This is a genomic window from Marisediminicola antarctica (assembly GCF_009930795.1).
In the GTDB taxonomy this organism is placed as follows: Bacteria; Actinomycetota; Actinomycetes; order Actinomycetales; family Microbacteriaceae; genus Marisediminicola; species Marisediminicola antarctica.
Window position 1 is genome coordinate 2468150 of sequence record NZ_CP017146.1, and the last position, 25815, is coordinate 2493964.

Below are 25815 nucleotides of genomic sequence, written 5' to 3' on the forward strand. Positions count from 1 at the left end.
TCGCTGTGGACATGCAGGTGGACGAAGGAACTGGCGCGCTCTGACAAGAAATACTCCGAAGACCGAGGTGAAAAGCTTCCTCCAGCCTAAGGCTGGGGTCAGTCTTTTCGGAGCACATCCAGCGCGTGCTGGAGGTCCGCCGGGTAGTCGGTCCTGTAGACGACGCTCTCACCGGTGGCCGGGTGCCGAAAGCTCAGCTGGAGCGCGTGCAACCACTGGCGCGACAGCCCGAGTTTCGCCGAGATCGACGGATCGGCACCGTACATCGCGTCGCCGACGCACGGGTGGCGCTGGGCGGCCATGTGCACGCGGATCTGGTGCGTTCGCCCCGTCTCGAGGTTCACCTCGAGCAGCGACGCGCTCGGGAACGCCTCCAGCGTCTCGTAATGGGTGACCGAATCCTTGCCTCCCGAGACGATTGCGAACTTCCAGCTCGATCCGGGGTGTCGCCCGATCGGCGCGTCGATGGTCCCGGCGAGCGGGTCGGGGTGGCCCTGCACGACGGCGTGGTAGACCTTGTCGACCTCGCGGTCGTGAAAAGCGCGCTTGAGCTCTGCATAGGCCCGCTCGGACTTCGCGACGACCATGAGGCCGCTCGTGCCGGCGTCGAGCCGATGCACGATTCCCGCGCGCTCAGAGGCGCCGGACGTGGAGATGCGGTAGCCGGCGCCGGCCAGCGCGCCGAGCACAGTCGGACCGGTCCAGCCGACCGAGGGATGCGCCGCGACACCGACGGGCTTGTCGACGACGACGATGTCATCGTCATCGTGCACGATGGTGAGGTCGGGCACGTCTACCGGCACGATCACCGGGGCCTCCCTGGACTGCCAGTTGACCTCGAGCCAGCTGCCGGCGTGCAGCCGGTCGGACTTGCCGAGGACTGCTCCGTCTGCGCTCACTCCCCCGGCCTCCGCGACCTCGGCCGCGAAGGTGCGCGAGAAGCCCAGGAGCTTGGCGAGCCCGGCATCGACCCGCTCGCCAGCGAGCCCCTCGGGGACGGGCATGCTGCGTGTTTCCATGTGTTCTAGCGCTCCGTGGCGTCGGGGGTGGAATCGGCAGGGGCGGACTCGGTGCCGGAAGCGCCAGGGCCGGACTTGGCCGCGGAGGGCTTCTGCTCGCGCTCGCCGTCGAGCCCCACCCCTCGGATCGTGAGGATGATGAAGAGCCCCATACTCGCGACGATGAATGTATCGGCGATATTGAACACCGCCGGGAACCCGGCGACGCGGATGAAGTCGATGACGTGGCCCAATCCGAAGCTCGGTTCCCGAAGCAGCCGGTCGGTGAGGTTTCCGAGCGTACCGCCGAGCAGCATCCCGAACAGGATGGCCCAGGTGAGGGACCGGATCCGGCGGGCGAAGACGATGATGAGGACCGTTACGACGGATGCTGCGATCGAGAAGATCCAGGTGGCGCCGCTCGCTAACGAGAACGCTGCACCCGGATTCTTCACGAACACAAAGTCGAGCACGTTGCCGAGCACCGGAACCGGTTCGCCCAGCGGCAGGTTCTCGACAACGAAGTACTTCGTTATCTGGTCAAAGGCAAAGACGGCGAGGGCCACCGTGACGAGCGCGAGAATCGCCCGAACGCTGACCCCTGCCGTACGTGCCGCCGCGGTCGGCTCAGTTGCCACCGACGCCCTGGCTTATCGACGCGGGCTCCGACTTACTCGCCGATCCGGCGGTGTCGAGTTCGCGAAGCTGGCTCTCGATGTACCCCTTGAGCTTCTGGCGGTACTCCCGCTCGAAGGTGCGGAGCTCGTCGATCCGCTGCTCAATATCAGTGCGCTCCTCGTCGAGTTTGGCGAGCTGTGCGCGCTGCGTCGCCTCTGCCTCGGTGACGAGGCGTGCCGCAGTGGCCTCGGCCTCGGTGACGACACGGTCGGCGTTGGACTCGGCCTCGCCGACGACCTTGGCCGCGGTGGCCTCGGCTTCGCTGACGACGCGCTCGGCGGTGGCGTTGCCCTCGGCGACGAGTGATTCGCGCTTCTCAACTCCCTCGCGCACGTGCTCCTCGTGCAGGCGGCGGGCCAACTGCAACAGGTTGGTGGTGCTCTCTGTCTCGGACTCGACACTCGGCGCGGCGTACGCGACCGGTGCGGCAACCGCGGCGGGGGCCACGACTTCCGGCTCGGGCTCGGGAGCCGGCGCGACTACGGGTTCATCCGCCGCAGCAGGCTCGCCTGCGCCTCGCTGCATCTCGCCCATGCGGGATTCGGTGCCGACAAGGCGCTGGCGTAGCTCCTCGTTCTCCTGAGTCAGGCGACGCAGCTCGACGACGACCTCGTCGAGGAAGTCGTCGACCTCGTCCTGGTCGTAGCCCTCGCGAAACTTGGTCGGCTGGAAACGCTTATTGACAACGTCTTCGGGAGTCAGAGCCATGGGTCACCTCAAAATCATCTGGAATATGCACGATCCGTGCATGAATGTGCGTGCTGCTAAAGCTAGCAAAGGAATGCCCGCGAGTCGGAGGACCCCTCCGGGACACGAGGTCAAGAGTACAGCGTCGCCGGTCGGTCACCCGGTTGACGATGCCAACGATGTGGCGAACGACATCAGGATCAACACCGCGATCAAGACGATGCTCCACGCGAAGTCGAGGGCGATTCCGCCGAGGCGGATGGGCGGGATGAACCGGCGCACCGCCCGAATCGGCGGATCGGTGATGGTGAACACGAGTTCAGCCACGACGACGAGAAACCCCTTCGGCCGCCAGCCCCGAGCGAAGTTGCGTGCGAGGTCGAGAATAAATCGCGCCCACATTGCGATGAGGTACAGGAAGAGGGTGTAATACGCGATGGTCGCGACAACAGAAACGATCACAGCTCCGACGCTAGCTCATCCAGCTGGGTGTCAGTTCTGGGCATAGAACGATGCATCAACTTCTGGCTCGGCGTCGGCATGGTCGCCGCTGACGACAATGTGGGCGGGCGACAGCAAGAACACCTGCTTGGTGACGCGCTCGATTTTTCCGTAGAGCCCCTGCGAGAGGCCACTGGCGAAGTCGATGAGGCGCCGAGCCTCGGGCTCGCTCATCTGGGAGAGGTTGATGATGACGGGGATCCCATCACGGAAGCTCTCGGCGATGACCTGGGCGTCGCGGTACTGGCGAGGGTGGACTGTGAGGATCTCATTCATTTCTACAGGTGCCGCATTCTTTGTCGTAGTGGGACGCCGCAAGGGGGTGACGGGGGCGCGTCCGGCGGTGTTCGTCGTGTGCCCCTGGGGGGCCGCCGCAGCGGCCGGAGCGGCGGGCTGAGCAGGAGTCGAGTCGTGGTCATCGAACTCCTCGTCCGCGAGCCCCAGATAAACCATGGTCTTGCGCAGCGGGTTAGCCATTTCGTGCCTCCTGTATGGGTCGTGCTGAAACTAAGATTAACCGCGGGTCGGGCGGTTTCCGGTGATTGTCGATCCAATGCGCAGGTGTGTCGCACCCTCGAGGATGGCCTCGCGGTAGTCCCCCGACATTCCGGCCGAGATGAATACGGCGGCCGGATCGATCGCGCGAACCCGGTCCGATGCCGCCCTGAGCCTCGCGAACGCGGCCCGCGGCTCCTCGCCGAGCGGGGCGACGGCCATTACTCCAAGCAAGCGAACGCCGTTTGTCGCGACGACGCGCGCGACCAACTCCTCGAGCGCGTCGTCCGGCACTCCCCCGCGGGCAGCATCCGTCGTCAGGTTCAACTGCACGAAGGCGTCGATCGTGCGCTCGTCTGACGCAAGCGCGTCCACGACCGAGTCGCGGTCGAGTGAATGGATGACGCGCGCGTAGGCGGCCGCCTGCCGGGCCTTCTTGCTCTGCAGCTGTCCGACAAAATGCCAGGTCAGGTCTAGGTCGGCTAGTTCGGCCGCCTTGGCCTGTGCATCCTGGTGGCGATTTTCACCGAAGTCCCGCACCCCTAGCGCGTGAAGCTCACGCACCAGGGAGACGGGATGGAATTTCGTGATGACCACGGTCGTGATCCCCGCAGGGTCACGACTGGCCTGGGCTGCAGCGTCGGCAACCCCTGCCCGGACCGTCTCGAGCCGGTCCGCAACGCTCTCCGTCACCGATTACCGCAGGAAATCGGGAACATCGAGGTCGTCGTCCTCGTCCTTGTCGAAAACCGGGTCGGGGGCAGCGGGAAGCTTGGGCTCGCTCCACTGCTGCTCCCCCGTCTGGGTGAGGGTCGTGCCGCCGAACCGCGGCGAGCCGCCACCGACAGCGGCGGATGCCGTGGCGGGTGCGGAGACCGGGATGGGAAGCGAGACGTCGTGGTGGTTCAGGCCCCGACGGTCGACCTTCTTGACCTCGGGCTCGCCGCCGTCGAAGCCGGCGGCGATCACGGTCACGCGGACCTCGTCGCCGAGGGTGTCGTCGATGACGGCACCGAAGATGATGTTGGCCTCGGGGTGCACGGCCTCCTGCACGAGTCGCGCTGCATCGTTGATCTCGAAGATTCCGAGGTTCGACCCGCCCTGGATCGACAGCAGCACTCCGTGGGCACCGTCGATCGACGCCTCGAGCAGAGGGGAGGCAACGGCGAGCTCGGCCGCCTTGATGGCGCGGTCGGCGCCGCGGGCGGAGCCGATGCCCATGAGCGCGGAGCCGGCACCCTGCATGACCGACTTCACGTCGGCGAAGTCGAGGTTGATGAGCCCTGGAGTCGTGATGAGGTCGGTGATCCCCTGCACACCGGCGAGCAGCACCTGGTCGGCGGTCGCGAACGCTTCGAGGAAGCTGATTCCGCGGTCGCTGATCTCGAGGAGCCTGTCGTTCGGCACGACGATGAGCGTGTCAACCTCGCTCTTGAGCGCCATGACGCCGACTTCGGCCTGCGCAGCGCGGCGCTTGCCCTCGAAGCCGAACGGGCGGGTCACGACACCGATCGTCAACGCGCCGATGGACTTCGCGATGCGCGCGACGACAGGAGCGCCGCCAGTGCCGGTTCCTCCGCCCTCACCCGCAGTAACGAACACCATGTCCGCGCCGGCCAGCGCCTCTTCGATCTCCTCGGCGTGGTCCTCCGCTGCGCGGCGTCCCACTTCCGGGTCGGCACCCGCGCCGAGTCCGCGGGTCAGTTCGCGGCCGACGTCGAGCTTGACGTCGGCATCGCTCATCAACAGCGCTTGCGCGTCTGTATTGATGGCAATGAACTCGACGCCGCGAAGGCCGAGTTCGATCATCCGGTTTACGGCGTTCACGCCGCCGCCGCCGATTCCGACGACCTTGATTACGGCCAGGTAGTTTTGATTTGAGCTCACGTCAGGCCTCCGCTGAGTACTTTCAACCTCTACTAGAGGCTTAAAGTTATACTTGGTATATCTATTTCTTGTTTCGAGGTTAAGTGGCAGCCCGCCGCTCAGCCCGCGAAAGACCCGCGTGTCGCAAACTCGCCGAAGAATTTGTGAGCCGGGCGCGAGACGTGCGCCCGCCGGCACCGGTCCAGCGGTCAGCGGTAGGTGAGCTGCCCCGGCGCGGACACGTTGTACTCGATCACGTTCGGGTAGTTCTGTGCGAGCGCGGCCGCAAGAATGCGGGCCTTGATCGCCGAATCGTCGGCGCTCCCCCAGATGATCTCTGCTCCGCCGCTGGCAAGGGTCAGCTGAACGTCGTCGCGCGTGCCGGCGACGATCGTGTCAAGCTGCACGAGCACCGGCTCCGGTAGGGCGACCAGCACCTCGACGGCCGCGTCGAATGCCGCACTGTCAGACCCCTCCCCGCCGATGTCGATGAGCGGAACACCGGGGATGCGGGTCTGGGACCTTTCGATGACCACACCCGCGGGGTCGACGAGGTCGAACCCGGATCCGGTGGCGAGCGACCCGACCGGCTCGCGCTCCACGATGTGGATGATGAGCGTGTGCGGCGGCACCGTCTCGGTCACGTAGCTGCGGACAAGCGGAAAGTCGCCGAGCTCCTCGGTGATGCGGTCAAAATCAATCAGGGCGAGCGGGGTCTCGAGCTGGCCGTCGACAGCCGCGTGGAGGTCTTCCGCGTCAAGCCGCGACGTACCGTCGACCTGGATCGTCGTGAGCGCGAGCAGCGGCGAATAGACGGCGACGGCGACGAGCGTCGCCATCGTCACTGCGATTCCCGCCGTGACGGCCCAGGCCACGCGGCGGCGACGACTGCGGCGCGTGAACCGCCGCACTTCGCTCTTCTCGAATCGGCGTCGCTGTCGCGCCGCGCGACGCACCGCCCGCCGTGAGGCACGGTCCGAGGCGCGGACCGTGGTGCGGTCCGAGGCCGCGGCGGGGGCGGCATCCGTGGCACCCGGGGCCGCTCCTCGTTCCGTGGCGGGCGGTGTCCGGGAGCTCGGCGGCGTGGGCCGCGCTGTGGCCGGGCCCGCCGGGTCCGCGTGGGTCGCCCGGCTCTCGGGGGCGACCTCCGGCGCGGGTGCTTTCGTCCGGCGCCGGGGTTTTGCCTCTGCGGTTGGGGCGACGGCCGGCGGCCGGTCGAACCCCTCAGGGCGCTTCATGGATCCGTGTCTGAGCTGCTGCCTCGAGCGCTGCGAGCAGCTGCGGAATGATGAGGTAGATGTCTCCGCCGCCCATGGGGATCAGGATGTCGCCGGGCATCGCCATCTGCACGGCGCGCTCCACGGCGCTCTCCCAGTTCTGGACATACTCACCGCTTCCCTGCACGCGCAGACGCTCGGTGATGAGCGCCCCGGTCACGCCTGGTTCGGGTTCCTGACGCGCGCCATACACGGGAACGACGATGGTGTGGTCGGAGAGGTCGTCGAAGACGTCGGCGAACTCCTGTGCGAGCATCCGTGTGCGGCTGTAGAGGTGCGGCTGGAAGATTGGGATCAGCCGGCCGTCGCCGACGACGCCGCGCGCCGCGGAGAGCGCCGCACGAATCTCGGTCGGGTGGTGGGCGAAGTCGTCGTAGACGCGCACGCCCCCCACCTCGCCGCGCAGCTCGAAGCGGCGCTCGGTGCCGCCGAAGGTCGCGATCGCGTCGAGGCTCGCGCGCGGCTCGAAGCCGAGCCCGGTGAGCACGGCGAACGCGCCGGCCGCGTTGAGGGCGTTGTGCAGCCCCGGCACGCGAAGCGTCACCGGGTAGTCGTCGCCGAGATAGCGGATGCTGAACGCCACGGTCTGCTGCGTGTCGACGGAGTGCACCCGCACGTCGGCGGATGCGGCCTGGCCGAAGGTAATGACGCGCGACGAGGCGATTCGCGAGCTGATGTTCACGGCCCCGGCGTCGTCGCTCGAGATGGCGACGAACTCCTTCGCCCGTGCGGCGAACGCGACGAATGCGTCTTCGAAGGCCTCAAGCGACCCGAAGTGATCGAGGTGGTCGGGGTCGACGTTGGTGATGAGCGACACCGCGGTGTCGTAGAGCAGGAAGGAGCCGTCGGACTCGTCTGCCTCGACGACGAACAGATCGTCGGACCCGGCCGCCGCGCTGACGCCGAGCGAGCGAATGACGCCGCCGTTGACGAAGCTCGGGCTCTGCCCGAGTGCGAGCATCGCTTCGATGATCATGCCGGTCGAGGTGGTCTTGCCGTGGGCTCCAGCGACGGCGATGAGTCGGCGGCCGCGCGTGAGCCAGGCCAGCGCGACGGCGCGGTGCACCACGGGAAGGCCACGATCACCCGCGGCGACGTATTCGGGGTTGTCTTCGTTGATCGCTCCGGAGACGACGAGGGCGTCCGCGGCGCCGAGGTGCGCGGCATCGTGGCCGATCCCGATCTCGACACCGCGCGCGCGGAGAGACTCGACGGCGTCCGTGGCGCGGATATCGGAGCCGGTCACGGTGAAGCCAGCCGCGACGAACAGATGCGCTATTCCGCTCATCCCGGCTCCGCCGATGCCGACGAAGTGCACGTGGCGGGGGGTGTCGGGCATGGACTGGGAGAAATCGGACTTGATCACGACCGCTACGCTACCCGCCCCGGAGTGGCCTCATCGATGAGCGCCACGACACGGTTGGTGCCGTCCCTGACGCCGATCGCGGCGGCGCGCGCGGCCATCGCGGCCAGGGCCGCGCGGTTCACGAGCAGCGGCACGAGAACATCCGCGATCCACTCCGGGGTGAACTGCGCGTTGTCGACCATGAGGGCGGCGTGCGCGTTGACGGCCTCGCCCGCGTTGAAGCGCTGCTCGCCGTTCCCGACCGCGAGCGGGACGTAGACGGCGGGAATCGCGAGCGCGGTGAGTTCGCTCACCGTCGACGACCCTGCCCGCGCGAGCACGAGGTCGGCGATGGCGAGGGCGAGATCCATCCGGTCGCAATATGGAATCACGCGGTAGCCGGCCAGTACCGGGTAGTCGATCTCCGATCGCTGCCCGGTGATGTGCAGCACCTGCCACGCGGCGCCGATGACGAACGGGATCGCCTCGGCGATGGTCTCGTTGATGTGCCGGGCGCCGAGGGAGCCTCCTGTGACGACGAGCGTGAGTTTGCCGGGCGTCAGCCCGAATGCGGCGTAGGCCTCCTCCCGCACGGAGTGGCGCTCGAGGCGCTCGATTTCGGGCCGCAGCGGCATCCCCACGAATCGGGCACGGCGGATCCGGGTGCCGCGGAAGGCGACCCCGACGTGCCGGGAGAATGCCGCGCCGAGCCGGTTGGCGAGTCCGGGCCGCGCGTTGGCCTCGTGCACGACGATCGCCACGTTCTCGCGGCGTGCGGCGAGGTAGGCGGGTGCCGACACGTAGCCGCCGAATCCGACGACGACGTCGACGTCGTGCTCGACGATCAGCCCTCGGATGCGGCCGACGACCCCGCCGAACCGGCGCGGGAATCGCAGAAGGGCCCTGCCCGGCCGGCGTGGGAACGGCAGGCGGGCGACAACAAGCAACCGGAAGCCCCGCTCCGGCACGAGCCGCGTTTCGAGGCCCTCTGCCGTGCCGAGGACCAGGATGCTCGCTTCGGGGTCTCGTTGCCTGAGCCGATCCGCGACCGCGAGGAGGGGATTGACGTGGCCGGCCGTTCCTCCGCCACACAGCAGGTAGGTGGTCACCGTTCCGGCCGGCTGCCTGGAACCGGACTCGCGGTCCGCGCGAACGAGAGCACGATCCCGATGCCGAACAGGGTCGTGACGAGTGCGGAGCCTCCAGACGAGATGAGAGGGAGGGGAACGCCGAGCACCGGCAGGACGCCGAGCACCACGGCGATGTTCACGAACGCCTGGCCAATGATCCAGACCATCACCGCGCTCACGACAATGCGCGCGAACGGGTCGTTGCTCGCGCGGATGATCCCCACGAAGGTCACGCCCATCACGATGAAGAGCGCGAGCACAGTGACCGCGCCGAGGAGGCCGAGTTCCTCGCCGATGATTGCGAAGATGAAGTCATTGTCGGCCTCCGGCAACCACGACCACTTCGCCTTGGAGTTGCCGAGGCCGACGCCGAAGAATCCGCCGGCGGCGAGGGCCCACCAGCCGTGGACGGTCTGCCAGCAGAACGCCGCGTAGTCGCTGGAGGATGCGCACCCGTCGAGCCAGACGGCGATGCGGTCACTGCGAGAGTTGCTCGAGAATGCGACGAGCGGCCCAATCGCGGCCATGAGCACGATCGGGATCGCGAGGAACCGAAGCCGCACTCCACCGAAGAACATCGAGCCGAGAACGATGGAGATGAGGATCATTGCCGTGCCGAGGTCTCCCCCGAACAACACCAGCCCGACCGCCGCGCCCGCGACAGGGGCAATCGGGATCGCCACCTCGCGCAGGCGGTGGAGCCGATCCGCCTTCGTGGACAGCACGTAGGCGAGCCAGATCGCGAGGGCAACCTTGGTGATCTCGGAGGGCTGGAGCGTCAGCGAGCCGAGGCGCAACCAGTTCGTGTTTCCCCCGACGGACACTCCCAGCGGCGTGGCGACGACCAGAATCTGAAGGCCGAGGCCGATCGCCACGGCGGTGCCGGCCCACTTCTTCCAGAACGACGCCGGCATCCGCGACGCCACGAGCATGATCGGAACCCCAATGGCCGCGAACAGGCTCTGCCGGGCGAACCCGGAGAAGAAGTCGTTCGACTCGGTGAACGAGGTTACCGCCGACGACGACAGCACCATGACGAGCCCGAACACGACGAGGAAGAGGGTCGTGCCCAGCAGCAGGAAGAAGTTGCCCGTCTCGGCGGCAAAGAGCTTCTTCACCGCGACGATCGCCGCGGACCCCGAGCCTCCGGCGGCGGTGGGCACGGGGTTTGCCGGCGCCGCGTTGTTACGGGGCTGTCGCGGGCGACGGGGGATGCTTGTCGTCATCCGGCCGGCCTCCCAACATCTCGTGAACTGCGGCGGCGAATTGCCGGCCCCGATCGGCGTAATCAGTGAACTGGTCCATGGATGCCGCGGCTGGTGCCAGCACTACGGCATCCCCCGGCCGCGCAGCCAAGTCCGACAACCTCACAGCGATCGCCATCACCTCTTTAGTGTCAGCCGTCTCCACCTCGAACACGGGTAGTTCTGGCGCGTGTCGCGCGAATGCCGCGAGTACTTCCGCGCGGTCGGCTCCGATCACGACGGCCGCGCGCAACCTGTCGGCGTTCCGTGCCACGACGTCGCTGATGTCGACACCCTTCAGCAGGCCCCCGACGACCCAGACGACTGACTCGAACGCCCCGACCGCGGCATCGGCCGCGTGCGGATTCGTGGCCTTTGAGTCGTTGATCCAGCGCACATCGGCATGGGTTGCGATGAGTTCGGTGCGGTGCTGGTCGAGGTGGAAGCCGAGGATCGCCTGGCGGATTGCCGACGCCGGAATTCGGTAGGACCGGGCGAGTGCGCTCGCGGCGAGCACGTTCGCGATCATGTGGGGCGCGCCGAGCCCGGCAGACTCGAGCTGACCCAGTGTCGCCAGTTCGAGGGCGTTGGTGTGCCGGTCGTCGATGAAGGCGCGGTCGCACACGATGTCCTCGACGATACCGACGTCGCTCGGGCCCGGCGGGCCCAGCCCGAAACCGATCGCACGGCATCCCTCGACGACGTCCGCGTGCTCGACCATGATGCGGGTGGCGTCGTCATGACGGTTGTAGATGCACGCCACGCGCGTGTTTTCGTATACCTTCGCCTTCGCGGCGGAATAGGCGTCGGCCGACCCGTGCCAGTCGAGGTGGTCGGCCGCGATGTTGAGGCAGGCACTCGAGTGGGCGGAAAGGGAGTGCGAGTAGTGAAGCTGAAAGCTTGACAGCTCGACGACGAATGCGTCGAAGCCGCCGGGGTCGCGGATCGCGTCGAGCACGGGGACTCCGACGTTGCCGCACGCGACGACCCGCTTGCCGCCCGCGATCATCATCGCTGTCGTCAGCTGCACCGTGGTGGTCTTGCCGTTGGTGCCCGTGACGGTGAACCATTCCGCCGGCCGGTCGAGCTTGTCGCGCAGCCGCCAGGCGAGTTCAACATCTCCCCACACCGGTGTCGCCGCACGTGCCGCGTCGACAATGATCGGATGCGAGGGGGCGAAACCGGGCGAGACCACGATGAGCTCCGGGGCGAAGTCGGCCACAAGGCTCGCTCCGGCTCGTCTGAGGTCGGCGACGACGAGTCGCGCACCGATGACGTCGAGCAGGTCGGCGCGCTCCTCGTCCGCCCCGTCGGCGAACACAACGACCTCCGCACCCAGTTCGGCAAGCGTGTCGGCCACCGAGAACCCGGTAACGCCGAGACCGAGCACGGCGACGCGCAGCCCCGACCAGTCGTCGTGCCAACTCCGGAGCGCGGCGACCTCCGAAGCCGACCTCACCGGTACAGCCACTCGGCGTAGAAGAGTCCGACTCCGGTCGCGACGAACAGGCCCGAGATGATCCAGAACCGCACAACGATGGTCACCTCGGCCCAGCCCTTCATCTCGAAGTGGTGGTGGAGCGGGCTCGCCTGCCAGATTCGCTTGCCCTTCGTGAGCTTGAAGTAGATGCGCTGCACGATCACCTGGCCGGTGGTCACGAGGAACAGCCCACCGATGAAGAGAAGCAGGAGCTCGGTACGGGACAGGATCGCGAGTGCCGCGAGGGCGCCGCCGATGGCGAAGGAGCCCGTGTCGCCCATCATGATCTGTGCCGGCGAGGTGTTCCACCAGAGGAACCCGATGAGCGAGCCGACGATCGCGGCGGCGATCGTCGCGAGGTCGAGGGGGTACGAAACCTCGTAGCACTTGTAGAGATTGGGCGCCTCGACCCCGAGCACCGCGAGCTCGACGCAGGACTGCTGGAACTGCCAGAACCCGATGATGACGTAGGAGCCGATCGCGAGCACGGCCGAGCCGGCGGCGAGGCCGTCGAGGCCGTCGGTGAGGTTCACCGCGTTCGAAACGCTCGTGGTGATGAGCACGATCCATGCGACGAACAGGGTGACGCCTACCCCGGTGCCGAAGATGACGACGAAGTCGATCGGGAGGTCGCGCACGAACGAAACGGCTGTCGAGGCCGGCGTCACTCCGTGCGGGTCGACGTAGTTGAGCGCGATGATCGCGAAGATAACGCCGACAATGACGGTGCCGAGGATCTTGAATGGTCCGCTGAGGCCCGTACTGTTACGGCGGCGGACCTTGAGGAAGTCGTCGATGAACCCGATGAAGCCGAGTCCCACCATCATCAGGATCACGAGGAGTCCGGCCCCGGATGGCAGTTGCCTACCCGCAAGCTGACCGACGAGGTAGCCGACGATCGACGCCGTAATGAATACGATCCCGCCCATCGAGGGCGTTCCGCGTTTGAGAACGTGCGCGACGGGGGTGTCTGCGCGCACGAACTGGCCGAGGTTCAACCTGCGGAACGCCCTCGCGAAGAGAGGTGTGAGCAGCAGGGTGAAGATCATCGACACGCCAGCGGCGGTGAGGAGTGCGATCACGCGATGACACCGCCGAGGCGGTCACCAAGAAAACGAAGTCCGGCGGACTTGGAGCTCTTCACGAGCACCACGTCGCCGTCGCGCAGCTCGTCCCGGAGCAGACCGAAGGCTTCCTCCGGGGTGCCGACGAGCACCGACTCGCCGTCCCAGGAACCCTCGAGTCCGGCGGCGTTGTGGATGTGCCGTGCACCGTGGCCGACGACGATGAGCTGCGCGATGTTGAGTCGCACGACGAGGCGGCCGATCCGGTCGTGTTCCTCGTTGGCGTAGTCACCGAGTTCGGCCATCTCGCCGAGCACGGCGATCGACCGTCGCCCGCTGCGGCTGATCTGCGCGAGAGTCTTGAGTGCCGCGGCGGTGGAGTCCGGGCTCGCGTTGTAGGCGTCGTTGATGACGGTGATGCCCGGCGCGGGCTCGAGCACCTCCATGCGCCAGCGCTCGGCACGTGCGACGGCCTCGATGGCGACGATTGCAGCGGCGAGGTCGAGTCCGAGTTCGCGGGCGACCGAGAGGGCAGCGATGGCGTTCATGACGTGGTGCTCGCCGAGGATGCGCATGCGCACCGGCCAGGCCGAGCCGTCCGCAAGGAGGGTGAAGGTCGTTCCGGTCGCGGTCGCCTCGATGTCGTCGGCACGCACATCCGCCGATTCGTCGAGTCCGAACCAGGCGACGCGGGCAGCCGTCTGCCCGGCCATGGCGGCGACGCGGTCGTCGTCGGCGTTGAGCACGGCGACGGCAGAGGCCGGGAGGGACGTCACGATCTCGGACTTGGCCCGCTGGGTCGCGTCGATGCCGCCGAACTCACCGGCATGGGCGAGGCCGACCTTGAGAACAACCGAGATGTCGGGCATGGCGATGTCGACAAGTCGCTTGATATGGCCCTCACCGGACGCACCCATCTCGACGAGCAGATAGCGGGTCCCCTCGTTGATGGCGAGCATTGAGAGGGGAGCGCCGATGTGGTTGTTGAACGAGCCCTCCGGGGCGACCGTGGGGCCGACGCCGCCGAGGATGGCGCGCAGCAGGTTCTTCGTCGTCGTCTTGCCGTTGGAACCGGTGATGCCCACGACCGTGAGGTCGCCGCACTCGCGCACCCGTGCCACGACCTCGCTCGCGAGGGCTGCGAGTGCGCGCACCCCGTCCGCCACCACGATCTGGTCGACGGGCAGCTCGAGCCGTCGCTCGACGATGAGAAGCGCTGCCCCGTTGTCGACGGCGGTCTCGGCGAACAGGTGCCCGTCGGTGACCTCGCCGCGCATCGCGAAGAACACCGATCCAGAACTCGCGAGCCGCGAGTCGGTCGTCACGGTGCCGTCCACGACCGTGTCGGGCGTGGAGGCGTCGGTCAGCACGAGTTCACCGGCGCATGCAGCGGCGATGTCGGCGAGGCGCAGGGCGAGCATCTACTGCCAGCCCGACTCGCGAAGCGCCTCGCGCGCCTCGGCGCGCGCGGAGTACGGCGTACGCTCGCCGCGGATGTCGCGGTAGTCCTGGTGGCCCGGCCCGGCCCAGAGGATCGAGTCGCCCTCCTTGGCGATCGACACGGCGTGCCGGATCGCCTTCTCGGGCGGGCTCACCTCGATGAGCTCCGCCTGGTGGTCGGCGAGGCCTGCGCCCTCGATGAGGGTCGCGCGGATCGAAGCAGGGTCCTCGAAGCGGGGATGGTGATCGGTCACGACGAGGATGTCGGACCCCTCGGAGGCCACCCGGCCCATCTCGTGCCGCTTTGTGGCGTCGCGGTCGCCGTCGGCACCGAAGACCATGATGACGCGGCCGGGTGTGAACTTGCGCACGGCGGCGAGAGTGTTGAGGAAGGCATCCGGGCTGTGACCGAAGTCGACGTAGACGGAGGGGCCGGCATCGCCGGATACCCGCTCGGTGCGGCCGGGCAGGTAGGTGACGATCCCGTCGTCGCCGAGCGCGTGCCCGATCGCCTCGAGTTCGAAGCCGGCCTCGACCAGCATGACGATCGCGAGTCCCGCGTTGGCGGCCATGTGCCAGCCAATAAGAGGAACCCTGGTCGTAAGGGATCTCGCCTCGGGGCCGGTGAGAGTGAATTCGGTGTACGCGGCGGTCTCGTCGAGGATCTCGAGGTTCCACTCCCCCACAACTCCGGGCGTCGCGGACACGGTCGTCACGGGAATCCGCGACAGGTCGACGACACGCTCGCCGTAGGGAGAGTCGAGCGACACCACGCCGCGCCTACCCCGCTCGGGTTCGAAGAACGCCGCCTTCGCCTCGAGGTACTCCTCCATGTCGGCGTAGTCGTCGAGATGGTCGTGGCTGAGGTTGGTGAACGCGACGACATCGAAGACGATGCCGTCGACCCGATTGCGGCTGAGGGCCTGCGCGCTCACCTCGAGCACCACAGCGCGCACCTCGCTCTCCTTCATTCGAGCGAGGAGCGCGTGCATCTCGCTCGCCTCCGGCGTCGTCAGCCGACTGACGACCGTGAGGTCGCCGATGTGACGCTCGGCTGTCGTGCTCAGGCCGGTGACGAGGCCCAGCTGGCGCAGGATCCCCTCGAGGATGTACGCCGTCGAGGTCTTGCCGTTTGTGCCGGTGATCCCGAGCAGGAGCGGCGGGTGGTCGCTGGTGCGGTACACCCACGCCGATACGTCCCCGAGGGCGGCGCGGGGCGAGTCGACGAGAACGGTGGGCAAGCCGACCTCGCGGGCAAGCTCCGCCCCTGCCGCGTCGGTGAGCAGCGCCACCGCGCCCTGGGCCTTTGCCTCCGCCGCGTAGGACGCGCCGTGGCTGTTCGCTCCCGGCACTCCGACATAGAGGTCTCCCGGCTGCACCTCGCCGGAGCGCAGGGTCACGCCGGTCACGTACACGCCGTCAAGCGAGCCTTGGGTGTCGAGCCCGAAATCAGCCACGAGACCGCTGAGCGATCTGGCCGATGGATGTTCGGGCCTGAGCACCGGGGGGGTCCTGGTGTTCACGGCATCCTCTTTTCTTACCAGGTCGTCGGCAGGTCGGGTGAGAGTGTCGGCGACGGGGCGACGCGGTACGTCTTGAGCACCTGCGTCATGATTTTTTTGAAGGTCGGCGCTGCGGCGGCCGACGTCATTATCGTACTTGGCTTCACGAAGGTGACGATCACGGCATACTGCGGATCCTCCGCCGGCGCGAGCCCGGCGACCGACACGATTCGGTCGTCCGTGTAACGTCCGTCCGCGGCGATCTCGGCCGTTCCGCTCTTCGCCGCGACCCGGTAGCCGGGTATCTGGAGCTCGCTCGCGAGCCCGCCTCCCGTCACGACCGTCTCCATCATCTCGACGACCGAGTCTGCCGCGGCCTCGGACACGACCTGTCGACCCTCGGTCGGCGCGGCGTCCGTGATCGACCCGTCCGCGTGTCTGCACCCGGTGACCAGAGTCAGAGGAAGGCGAAGCCCGCCGTTGCCGAGCGTCTGGTAGATGCTCGCCATCTGCGCCCCGGTGACCGAGACGCCTTGGCCGAACGACACGTTGTATTTCGTCTGGTCGTCCCATGAGCTCGACAGCAGTCCGGCGGACTCCCCTTGGAAGCCGACCTCGGTGCGCTCTCCGATCCCGAATGCCCGGAAGTAGTCGTAGCGCATCTTGCTCGGCAGGCGCACCGCGAGCTGGGAGATTCCGACGTTGGACGACTGCTGGATGACCCCCGCGAGGGTGAGCTGGAGCTCGGGGTGGAACACGGCGTCGCGGATGGCGCTTCCCTCCGGTGAGATCCACCGGTAGGGCACGGTGACCTCGGTGCTCGGGTCGGCCACGCCCTGGTCGAGCAGCATTGCCGCGGTCATCGGCTTGAAGGTCGATCCCGGCTCGTAGGGGGTGCTGAACGCGAGCGAACCCATGTTGTTGGGCGAGCTGCCCCCGACGTTGTTGGGGTCGACGGAGGGGTAGTCGGCCAGCGCAAGCAGGTGGCCGGTCTTGACCTCGGTGACCGACGCTGTTGCGGATTCTGCGCCGAGCGCGAGTGCCTGTTCGGCGATCATCTGCTGCACCGTCCACTGCAGGTCGTGGTCGATCGTGGTGGTGATCGTGCCGCCGTCGATCGGCTCCTGCTCGGTGACGGTGCTGCCGGGGAGGCGGATGCCATCGGCGCCGCGCTCGTAGGTGGACGAGCCGTTTGTGCTTGCCAGGCACTCGTTCTCGGTGAACTCGAAGCCGTTCTGCGGTCCCTCGGTTCCGACGAACCCCACAAGGTTGCCCGCCACGGACCCGTCAGGGTAGATGCGGGCGGGGCGCTGTTCGAAGTAGATGGCGGGGATGCCGAGATCGCGGACCGCTCGCATCTGCTCGGTGCTCACCTTCTGGGCGACGTATTCGAAGTCGGACTCCGGGTCTTCAGTGAAGACGTCCAGCACCTCGTTCTGGGTCTGCCCGGTGATTTCTGCGATCTCCGCCGCGGCCTCCGCCAAGCTGACCGTGACCTTGTCGTCGCCGCTGCCGCGCGTGAAAGACGCCGGGTTCTTTGGCATCGTCTTGGGCGACACGGTGATATCGAACCGCATGACGCTGCCGGCGAGCACGGCGCCGTCGCGGTCGACGATGTCACCGCGTGCCGCATAGGTGGTGACGGCGATTGCGCGCTTGTTGAGCGACTGCGTGTTGAGCTCCTCGGCGCGGACGAGCTGGATGTCGACGAGTCGCACGACGAAGACGCCGAAGACGGCGATCATCGCGATCAGCGCCAGCGCGAGGCGCCGCCGGGTCATCCGGGGTGTGTTCACGATTCGTGTCCCCCCGTGAGGTGTTGTGGCGAAGCCAACCCGTGGTCGATCAGTGGGTGTTGGGCGATGGGATCGCCGCTGGCTGATTCGACGGTACCGAGACGGGACCATCTGACGCGGCAGGCGCGCCCGCAACGCTCGCCTCGACGGGGATGAGATCGGGCGAAACGCCGGCCGCCTGGCCTGCGTCCCCGGACAGCGGGACCCCGGTGAGCAAGCGGTTGGGGATCAGCGGGCTTCCGTCCGGTGCCGTGATCAGGGCCGAGGATTCACTGGCCGCCACCGGGGCGCCGAGCACGACGGAGTCGGCGAGGCGGAGGTACGCGGTGCTGGTGCTCGCGACCATGCCCATTTCCTGGGCCTCGGCGGCGAGGTGCTGGGGCGCACCGAGAACCTGGAGGGTCTCGACGAGCACCTGCTGGTCGCGCGCGAGTTCGCTGTGCTCGCGCTGCAGCGAGGAGATCTCGTAGGCCCCGTCGGAGGTCGCGATCGTGAGTAGCAGCTGAGCGGAGAGAATCGCAAAGAGCCCGCCGACCGTGACAATCGCGGCGAGAAGGCGGGGGCGTGCGCTGCGCTGGCTGCGGGAGGCGACGATCTCGATGTGACGGCGTGCGTCGTCACGGGTGGGCCTGGGTGAGCGCGCCGGGGGCGCGATCGGGACTGCGCTCATGCTGCCCTCCTGATTCGGGTCGCCGCGCGAAGGCGCACGGGGGTGGCTCTGGGGTTCGCGGACTTTTCGTCATCGCTGGCCAGCTCGGCGCCGCGGACGAGGAGGGAGAATTCCGGGCGGTGCTCCGGCAGCTCCACGGGGAGTCCGGCGGGGGCGGAGGAGGTGGACCGGGCCGCGAGGGCGCGCTTGACGATTCGGTCCTCGAGCGACTGGTAGGCGAGCACGACGATGCGGCCGTCGATGGCGAGCACCTCGAGCGCGGCGGGAATCGCCCGCTCGAGCACCGCGAGCTCCTGGTTCACCTCGATGCGCAGGGCCTGGAATACCCGCTTCGCGGGGTGACCCTTGCGCTGGATTGCGACGGGGGTGGCCGCGGTGATTATCTCGACGAGGTCGGCCGAGCGCACGAGCGGACGGCTGGCGCGTCGCTCGACGATCTTCTGCGCGTATCGGGGGGCGAGCCGCTCCTCCCCGTAGTCCCGGAAGATGCGTCGCAGGTCGGCTTCGCTGTACTCGGCGAGCACCCGCTCGGCGGTCAGCTCCGAGGTCGCGTCCATTCGCATGTCGAGCGGCGCATCTTTCGAGTACGAGAACCCGCGCTCGACCCTGTCGAGCTGGAGGGAGGAGACGCCGAGGTCGAACAGAATGCCGGTGGCCTCCTGAATGCCGAGTGAGTGGAGAGCATCGCCGATCTCGTCGTACACGGTGTGCACAAGGTGCACCCGCTCACCGAACTGGGCGAGACGCCGGCCCGCGATCTCGAGCGCATCCGGGTCCCTGTCGAGCCCGACAAAGGTGAGATCCGGGAAGCGGCGGAGGAACGCCTCGGCGTGTCCGGCCATGCCGAGGGTCGCATCGACGAGCACGGCGCCGGGCCCCTCGAGGGCGGGGGCGAGCAGCTCGACCGTGCGGTCGAGCATGACGGGGGTATGGATCTGGCTGTCGGTCATGGCATCGGGACCTGCCCCTTGATCCTGATTCCCCTCCGGTCCGACCTGCCACCGGGGAAGTGTGGCAGGGCTGACATCGGCTGGGAGTCAGAAACAAGGCGCTAGAAGAGTCCGGGGATCACCTCCTCCGTGGTGTCGGCGAAACCGGCTTCCTGCTCGGCGTAGTAGGTCTCCCAGGCGGCCGTGTCCCAGATCTCGGCGCGGTTTCCCGCCCCGATGACGGTCACGTCGCGGTCGAGTCCGGCATAGGCGCGAAGCTGCGCGGGGATCGTCACGCGGTGCTGCTTGTCCGGCACCTCGGCGTTCGCGCCGGAGAGGAAAAGTCGCAGGTAGTCGCGCCCCTGCTTGCTCGTAATGGGGGCCTGCCGGATGCGCTCGTGCATCTCCTCGAAGTCCTTCGTGGCGAAGACGTACAGGCACCGCTCCTGGCCGCGGGTCACGACGATGCCCGATTCGAGCTCGTCACGAAACTTCGCGGGAAGGATGAGGCGGCCCTTTTCGTCGAGCCGAGGTGCGTAAGTACCAAGAAACACACGCACTCACCCCCTCGATCTCCGGCCCTGCCCAGGTTCCTCCACTTTACTCCACGTTCATCCACAAATCAACGAAATCTCCCCGTTCTGGGGTGATCGCGCCTCCACTCCCCCACCATTCCAGTCAACTTGGCGGTGGAGGAAAAAAGCTGGCAATCGACCGCGCGTGGGATGGCGCCGGCGAAAAGGGCACAAAAAAAGCCAGCCCGAGGGCTGGCTCTTTCGTGTGGTGGAGAGTGGAGGCGTTATCCCCTGTCGTCACGGCCGTCCTGGCGCTTGTCCCAGCGCTCGTTGATGCGGTCCATGAATCCGCCCCGGGCGGGACCCGCCGTCGACTTGGCGGATGCGCTGGCACGCTCGTCGGCGCTCGGCTCCTCCGGCGGACCGGAGCGGCGCGGCGGCGAGATCGCGAGCAGAGCCCCCCCGAACATCACGATGAATCCCGCGACTCCAACAAGCGGCTGGGCAATCACGACGCCCGTGACGATGACCCCGACGCCGAGAATGGCGATCAGAATTCCGACGACGATTATCGTGTAGTTCGGCTTGCCCCGTCGGGTTCCGACGGTGGCTACGAAATCTGCATCGTTGTGATAGAGATTTCTCTCCATCTCCTCGAGCATTCGTTGTTCGTGTTCTGACAGTGGCATCGTTTCTCCCCTCACGCTCGAGATCGACGCAATTTAGATTCCAAGTCTATGTGCCCTCGGGTGGCTAGGCTAGGCGCGTGGCTGAGAGTACGCGGTTAGTTGACCTTGTCCAGGCTGACATCGATCGCTTTCTCGACGAACGCGAACCGATGCTCACGGGGATCGCCCCCGACCTGGCGCCCTTCATCGACTTCTCGCGCGAGTTTCTGCGCGGAGGTAAACGGTTCAGGGCCCTGTTCTGCTATTGGGGCTGGCAGGCGACGAGCGGACACGCTCCCGGCTTCGACCCCATGTTGAGCGAGACGGCACCGAGCGACCTGGCGTCGGTCGTGCTCGCCGCGAGCGCGCTCGAGGTGTTCCACGCCGCCGCCCTCGTCCACGACGACATCATGGACAACTCGGACACCCGCCGCGGCCGCCCGTCTGCCCACAAGCGCTTCGAATCGATGCACGCGGAGGGGCACTGGATCGGCAGCGCCTCGACCTTCGGGGGCTCCGCCGCACTCCTGCTCGGCGACCTTCTCCTGAGCTGGAGCGACGAGCTGTTCGAATCGGGGACGAGCTGCCTCCCATCCCGGACTGCGGCCATCGCGGCACGGGCCGAGTTCAACCGCATGCGCACTGACGTCACTGCCGGACAGTTCCTGGACATCCTCGATGAGCGTGCCTGGCAGAGTTTCCCCGAACCTGACCTTCTCGGGCGCGCGCACCGGGTCATCGTCTACAAGTCGGCGAAGTACTCGATCGAGGCACCGCTCGCGATCGGCGCGGCCCTCGCGGGCGCGAGCGCGGAGCAGATCAGCGCATTGCGCCACTTTGGACTGCCGCTCGGTATCGCCTACCAGCTGCGCGATGACCTGTTGGGTGTGTTCGGCGACCCCGACATCACCGGCAAGCCTGCCGGCGATGATCTTCGCGAGGGTAAGCGCACGGTGCTCATCGCGCTTGCACGCGCGGCGATGCCGGCGAGCTCCCGCAGGACGCTCGACGAACTGCTCGGCGACGAAGACCTGGGCGAGCAGCAGGTACGGATGCTGCAGGCGTCGATCAGAGACAGCGGCGCGGTCGAGAAGGTCGAACGGATCATTGCGCACAACGTCACGCTCGCTCTGTCGGCGATCACCGACGCGCCCATCAGCGCTGCCGCCCGTGCCCAACTCGAGAGCCTCGCCGACACGGCCACCCGCCGGATTGCCTGACGGCGAGACCCGGCTCGCCAGAACTTGGAAGGCCAGAACTTCAGAAGGCCAAGGCCTGGGCGACCCTGCGCACTTCGGCCTTGCGGCCGGCGCGCAGCGCCTCGATCGGGGATGTGCGCAGGCTGTCATCCATACCCAGCAGCCAGCGCATCGCCTCATCGTCGTTGAACCCGCTGTCGGAGAGCAGCACGAGGGTGCCCTTCAGCTCACTGAGCGGCTCTCCGTCGCGGATAAACGACGCGGGCACTTTGAGCACGCCGTCGACCCGGATGGCGAGAATGGCGCGGTCCTCGATGAGGCGGCGAACTCTACTCACCCCGATGCCGAGCTGCTCGACGAGGTCGGGAACGGTCAGCCAGCGGGTTTCAGGAACGGTACTCACTAGACCAGCCTGCCAGAGCGGGCGAGCGCGCGGGTACGGCCCGAACGTTTCGGGCAGGCTAGCTCGAATAACATCTGCAATTCTGATTGACATGAATATGCTTCTGTGTCAGCTTTGAGACGCTGTTTACGGTCAGGGTGGGCGTCGGGCAGCAATAATTGGGCGGGATCATTCGGCCGGGACGCGGCCGAGAACACAACGGGGATCAGCAATGACCAACGCATCACAGAACGACGCTGCGCGTGCATCGCGGCGGCAGCGCGGGGCGATCAAGGCGGGTCTGCTCACGGCGGGTCGCACCAAGACCGCAATGATCCGGAAGGGCCTGTTCAACACGATTCCGATAGTTCTCGCCGGCTCGATGGCCATGAGCATGAACTTTCCCGCACCGGCGGCATCCGTCGAGGCGAAGCGACCCGGTGCAGACCGCACGACCCCGAGCGAGCTGGGCAAAAACATCCGCGAGGCCCTCGCAGCTGCCCACACGGCCTCTCTCGAGGAGGCAACGAGCGCCGGAGTCGTTACGATTGCCGCCGCGCCGGCCAGCTATACCGTCGTCGCCGGCGACTCGATCAGCGGTATCGCGGGACGCTTCGGCATCGCCACCGCATCGGTCCTCGCGCTGAACGGCCTCGGCTGGAAGTCGGTCATCTTCCCCGGCCAGGTCATCAAGCTCACGAGCGCGACGGTGACTGCGATCAAGGCGCCGGCAGCACCAACCGCTAATCCGGGCCGCTACAAGGTCGTCGCGGGCGACACCATCAGCAAGATCGCCGCGAAGTTCGGCGTGACCACGCAGGCGGTGCTCACCGCGAACGGCCTCGGCTGGTCGAGCCTCATCTACGCCGGCAGTACCCTCGCGATCCCGGGATCATCCGCCATCGCCGCCGTGAAGCAGACGCCGATTGTTCCGGTGGCCGCCGTGAAGCCCGCGGCACCGACCCCTGCTCCCGCCCCTGCCAAGTCGGGCTCCCACGTCATCAAGGCCGGCGACACCATCGGCAAGATCGCCACAAAGTATGGTGTCAGCACGCAGGCCATGCTCACGGCGAACGGCCTCGGCTGGTCAAGCGTGATCTACCCCGGGCGCACCCTGTCGATTCCGGGAACCTCGGCTCCCGCCGCCGTGACGCAGATACCCATCGTTCCCGCCGTCTCGATCACGCCGATCACCACGAACCCCGGCACGCACGTCATTGCATCCGGTGAGACGCTCTCGAGCATCGCGACGAAGTACTCGGTGAGCATCCAGGGCATCCTCAATGCGAACGGGCTCACCTGGTCGAGCATCATCTATGGCGGACGCACCCTCGTGATTCCGGGCACCGCGCCCGTGAGCAGCAGCAGTGTCGAAACGCGCGTCACCCCGCTCGACGCGCCAATGACCGAGAACGCGAAAATCATCATCGGCGTGGGTACATCACTCGGCGTCAGCGACTACGGCCTCGTGATCGCCCTCGCCACCGCGATGCAGGAGTCGACCCTGCGCAACCTCAACTACGGGGACCGCGACTCGCTCGGCCTCTTCCAGCAGCGCCCGAGCACCGGGTGGGGCACCCCCACCCAGGTCACCGACCGGGTGTACTCCAGCAGGCTCTTCTTCGGCGGATCCACCGCGCCGAACCGCGGCATCACCCGCGGCCTTCTCGACATCCGGGGATGGCAGTCGATGACCGTCACCCAGGCGGCGCAGGCGGTGCAGATCTCCGCGTACCCGGATGCCTATGCCAAGTGGGAAGTCTCGGCCTGGGCCTGGCTCGACCAACTCCGCTGAGACGCGACTTCGCGGTGTTTTGGCCGCTCGATCGCCCCCGTCGTGCCTAGACTCGATCAGTGACCACGAACAGCACCGACCCGATGATTGGCCGTCTTATCGACGGCCGATATCAGGTGCGCTCGCGAATCGCACGGGGCGGTATGGCCACGGTGTACCTCGCCACCGACCTCCGGCTCGAGCGCCGCGTGGCGATCAAGGTCATGCACGGCCACCTCGCCGACGATAGCCAGTATCGGGCCAGGTTCATCCAGGAGGCGCGATCGGCGGCCCGCCTCGCGCATCCGAACGTCGTCAACGTTTACGATCAGGGGCAGGATGTCGACACCGCCTACCTCGTGATGGAGTACCTCCCGGGGATCACCTTGCGGGACCTGCTCGACGAACACCACATTCTCACGACCGACCAGGCCTTCGACATCATGGAGGCGGTGCTCTCCGGGCTTGCGGCCGCGCACAAGAGTGGGATCGTGCACCGCGACCTCAAGCCCGAGAACGTGCTGCTCGCCGACGACGGGCGCATCAAGATCGGTGACTTCGGCCTCGCTCGCGCCGCAAGCGCGAACACTGAAACCGGCAATGCCCTGCTCGGCACGATCGCCTACCTCTCCCCCGAGCTCGTCACGCGCGGCATCGCCGACACTCGCAGCGACATCTATGCGGTCGGCATCATGCTCTACGAGATGCTCGCGGGTGAGCAGCCGTTCAAGGGCGAGCAGCCGTTCCAGATTGCGCACCAGCACGCGAACGACACCGTGCCGACCCCGAGTTCGAAGAACCCCAACGTGCCGGCCGAGCTGGACGAGCTTGTCCTGTGGGCGACAGCGCGCGACCCGGACCAGCGTCCGCGAGACGCGAAGACCATGCTCGACCAGCTTCTCGAGACGCAGGAGGGGTTGGCCGCCGACGCTCCGGCGACATCCCTCCAGCGCACCATGGTGCTGCCATCGGCGATGGCCGAGAAGGGTGCGATCGCATCCAACGACAAGACGCAGGTCATCACGCCGCAGGCGCGGCACCGCACCGGGCCGGTCGTCGTCGACAACCAGAGCGCTTTGCAGACCAAGGCTGGTCGGCGCAAGGCCCGGGGCTTCTGGCTCTTCGCCCTGGTGGTACTGCTCGCGTCCCTCGCGGGGGCAACGGGCTGGTACTTCAACGTCGGCCCGGGAGCTCTCGTGTCGGTGCCCGAGGTGGCGGGGCAGGACCTCGCCACGGCGACGACCACCCTCACCGCCGCCGAGCTCCTCGTGGCGCAGGCGCCGGAGGAGGTCTTCGATCCCGTGGTGGCCGTCGGCACGGTCGTCGGCACCAACCCCGCGGTGGGCGAATCGGTCGCGATCCAGTCGACCGTCACGATTCTCACCTCCAAGGGCCCGCAGCCGCTCCCGTTCCCCGCCCTCGCCGGCGTGTCCGAACCGGAGGCGCTCGCTCTCATCGAGGATTCCGGGTTCACGCCGGGAGATGTGCGCTACGAATTCAACGGTGACGTCGCCGACACCCTTGTGCTGCGTGCGATTGGATCCGGTGATGTCGACATCACCGCGGCCCCGGAATACGGTGAACTTCAGCCGGTGTCGCTCGTGGTGTCACGCGGCGCCGTGCCCGAGGTCGTCGGCGACAGCCTCGCCGACGCGATCGCCGCGCTCGAGGCGGTCGGCCTGCTCGGCGCGGAGGGTGAGGGCCGCTTCGACGAGGGGATCCCAGACGGCGCCGTCATCGCAGCCGTACCTCGCTCCGATGCCGCCGTGGTGCCCGGCGACACGTTCGACCTCATCGTCTCCAGGGGTCCGGCGCCGGTCGTAATCCCGGATGTCGCCGGAGAGTTCCGTGACGACGCGGTTGCGCAGCTCGAGGCGCTCGGCCTCAGGGTGAATTACAACCCGATCTTTGGGCCTTTCTCGGGCGCCACCGTGACGAGCACGGACCCCGCGATCGGGTCGAAGGTACCCAAGGGGTCGTCGGTCACACTGTTCCTGCAAATTTTCGGCTGACCCGCCACGCCCATAGCCCGCGGGGTCGCCCTCATCGGTCGCCCGCATCGGTCGCCCGCATCGGTCGCCCGCATCGGTCGCCCGCATCGGTCGCCCGCATCGGTCGCCCGCACCGCCGCGGAAGCAACACAAGCTGGCAACTCGCGCGCCCAGTGCCCGCGAG

General features: G+C 67.4%; 24 protein-coding genes. 3 read left to right on the top strand and 21 right to left on the bottom strand.

All coding sequences use genetic code 11. The features are described from left to right. Positions 1–98: 98 nt before the first annotated feature. The 20 genes from BHD05_RS11590 to BHD05_RS11685 form a co-directional block, all read right to left on the bottom strand. Positions 99–1019: an RluA family pseudouridine synthase gene (locus BHD05_RS11590; protein ID WP_161886573.1), complete on the bottom strand. Its 921-nt coding sequence runs from the start codon at positions 1017–1019 to the stop codon at positions 99–101. 5 nt (positions 1020–1024) lie between these two features. Then, the gene (lspA, locus tag BHD05_RS11595) at positions 1025–1636 is read right to left on the bottom strand and encodes a signal peptidase II (RefSeq protein ID WP_236966516.1); all 612 of its coding nucleotides are present in this window, start codon (positions 1634–1636) and stop codon (positions 1025–1027) included. Beyond that, the gene (locus BHD05_RS11600) at positions 1626–2384 is read right to left on the bottom strand and encodes a DivIVA domain-containing protein (RefSeq protein WP_161886574.1); all 759 of its coding nucleotides are present in this window, start codon (positions 2382–2384) and stop codon (positions 1626–1628) included. Before BHD05_RS11600 ends, lspA begins: the two co-directional genes overlap by 11 nt. A gap of 135 nt (positions 2385–2519) precedes the next feature. After that, the gene (locus tag BHD05_RS11605) at positions 2520–2825 is read right to left on the bottom strand and encodes a YggT family protein (RefSeq protein ID WP_236966517.1); all 306 of its coding nucleotides are present in this window, start codon (positions 2823–2825) and stop codon (positions 2520–2522) included. Positions 2826–2855: 30 nt separating this feature from the next. Further along, positions 2856–3341, bottom strand: coding sequence for a cell division protein SepF (locus BHD05_RS11610; RefSeq protein WP_161886575.1), 486 nt, complete (start codon positions 3339–3341; stop codon positions 2856–2858). 36 nt (positions 3342–3377) lie between these two features. Further along, positions 3378–4052, bottom strand: a complete 675-nt coding sequence (locus BHD05_RS11615) for a YggS family pyridoxal phosphate-dependent enzyme (protein WP_161886576.1) — start codon at positions 4050–4052, stop codon at positions 3378–3380. Between the two features lie 3 nt (positions 4053–4055). Further along, positions 4056–5246 (bottom strand): cell division protein FtsZ, encoded by a 1191-nt coding sequence (gene ftsZ / locus BHD05_RS11620; protein ID WP_161886577.1) that lies wholly within the window; start codon positions 5244–5246, stop codon positions 4056–4058. 188 nt (positions 5247–5434) lie between these two features. Further along, positions 5435–6136 (bottom strand): FtsQ-type POTRA domain-containing protein, encoded by a 702-nt coding sequence (locus BHD05_RS11625; protein WP_161886578.1) that lies wholly within the window; start codon positions 6134–6136, stop codon positions 5435–5437. Positions 6137–6449: 313 nt separating this feature from the next. Next, the gene (gene murC / locus BHD05_RS11630) at positions 6450–7868 is read right to left on the bottom strand and encodes a UDP-N-acetylmuramate--L-alanine ligase (RefSeq protein ID WP_418763806.1); all 1419 of its coding nucleotides are present in this window, start codon (positions 7866–7868) and stop codon (positions 6450–6452) included. A 5-nt stretch (positions 7869–7873) separates the two neighbouring features. After that, on the bottom strand, positions 7874–8956 hold the full coding sequence (locus BHD05_RS11635) for a UDP-N-acetylglucosamine--N-acetylmuramyl-(pentapeptide) pyrophosphoryl-undecaprenol N-acetylglucosamine transferase (protein WP_161886579.1): 1083 nt from the start codon (positions 8954–8956) through the stop codon (positions 7874–7876). Then, positions 8953–10203, bottom strand: a complete 1251-nt coding sequence (ftsW, locus tag BHD05_RS11640; RefSeq protein WP_161886580.1) for a putative lipid II flippase FtsW — start codon at positions 10201–10203, stop codon at positions 8953–8955. Before ftsW ends, BHD05_RS11635 begins: the two co-directional genes overlap by 4 nt. Beyond that, the gene (gene murD, locus BHD05_RS11645; RefSeq protein ID WP_161886581.1) at positions 10163–11680 is read right to left on the bottom strand and encodes a UDP-N-acetylmuramoyl-L-alanine--D-glutamate ligase; all 1518 of its coding nucleotides are present in this window, start codon (positions 11678–11680) and stop codon (positions 10163–10165) included. The genes ftsW and murD overlap by 41 nt, the downstream gene beginning before the upstream one ends. Beyond that, entirely contained in the window at positions 11677–12783 is a 1107-nt protein-coding gene (gene mraY / locus BHD05_RS11650; RefSeq protein WP_161886582.1) for a phospho-N-acetylmuramoyl-pentapeptide-transferase, read from the bottom strand. The genes murD and mraY overlap by 4 nt, the downstream gene beginning before the upstream one ends. After that, on the bottom strand, positions 12780–14186 hold the full coding sequence (locus BHD05_RS11655; RefSeq protein WP_161886583.1) for a UDP-N-acetylmuramoyl-tripeptide--D-alanyl-D-alanine ligase: 1407 nt from the start codon (positions 14184–14186) through the stop codon (positions 12780–12782). Before BHD05_RS11655 ends, mraY begins: the two co-directional genes overlap by 4 nt. After that, a complete protein-coding gene (locus BHD05_RS11660) occupies positions 14187–15728 on the bottom strand; it encodes a Mur ligase family protein (RefSeq protein ID WP_236966518.1) in 1542 nt (513 codons plus the stop codon). Between the two features lie 14 nt (positions 15729–15742). Beyond that, positions 15743–17488 carry a peptidoglycan D,D-transpeptidase FtsI family protein gene (locus tag BHD05_RS11665; RefSeq protein ID WP_161886584.1) on the bottom strand — a complete coding sequence of 582 codons (1746 nt, stop codon included), beginning with the start codon at positions 17486–17488 and terminating at the stop codon, positions 15743–15745. 64 nt (positions 17489–17552) lie between these two features. Next, a complete protein-coding gene (gene ftsL / locus BHD05_RS11670; RefSeq protein ID WP_161886585.1) occupies positions 17553–18173 on the bottom strand; it encodes a cell division protein FtsL in 621 nt (206 codons plus the stop codon). After that, positions 18170–19123: a 16S rRNA (cytosine(1402)-N(4))-methyltransferase RsmH gene (rsmH, locus tag BHD05_RS11675; RefSeq protein WP_161886586.1), complete on the bottom strand. Its 954-nt coding sequence runs from the start codon at positions 19121–19123 to the stop codon at positions 18170–18172. Before rsmH ends, ftsL begins: the two co-directional genes overlap by 4 nt. A 101-nt stretch (positions 19124–19224) precedes the next feature. Further along, a complete protein-coding gene (gene mraZ / locus BHD05_RS11680; protein ID WP_161887508.1) occupies positions 19225–19656 on the bottom strand; it encodes a division/cell wall cluster transcriptional repressor MraZ in 432 nt (143 codons plus the stop codon). A gap of 245 nt (positions 19657–19901) precedes the next feature. Beyond that, a complete protein-coding gene (locus BHD05_RS11685; protein ID WP_161886587.1) occupies positions 19902–20306 on the bottom strand; it encodes a DUF3040 domain-containing protein in 405 nt (134 codons plus the stop codon). 77 nt (positions 20307–20383) lie between these two features. Here BHD05_RS11685 and BHD05_RS11690 point away from each other — a divergent pair, with 77 nt between their 5' ends. Beyond that, the gene (locus BHD05_RS11690) at positions 20384–21505 is read left to right on the top strand and encodes a polyprenyl synthetase family protein (RefSeq protein ID WP_161886588.1); all 1122 of its coding nucleotides are present in this window, start codon (positions 20384–20386) and stop codon (positions 21503–21505) included. Positions 21506–21545: 40 nt separating this feature from the next. Here BHD05_RS11690 and BHD05_RS11695 read toward each other — a convergent pair whose 3' ends face one another. Then, a complete protein-coding gene (locus BHD05_RS11695) occupies positions 21546–21887 on the bottom strand; it encodes an Rv2175c family DNA-binding protein (protein ID WP_236966519.1) in 342 nt (113 codons plus the stop codon). A gap of 211 nt (positions 21888–22098) precedes the next feature. Between BHD05_RS11695 and BHD05_RS11700 the strand changes: the two genes are divergently transcribed. Both BHD05_RS11700 and pknB read left to right on the top strand, forming a co-directional pair. After that, a complete protein-coding gene (locus BHD05_RS11700; RefSeq protein ID WP_236966520.1) occupies positions 22099–23661 on the top strand; it encodes a muramidase family protein in 1563 nt (520 codons plus the stop codon). Positions 23662–23720: 59 nt separating this feature from the next. Then, positions 23721–25652, top strand: a complete 1932-nt coding sequence (gene pknB / locus BHD05_RS11705) for a Stk1 family PASTA domain-containing Ser/Thr kinase (protein WP_161886590.1) — start codon at positions 23721–23723, stop codon at positions 25650–25652. Positions 25653–25815: the final 163 nt, after the last annotated feature.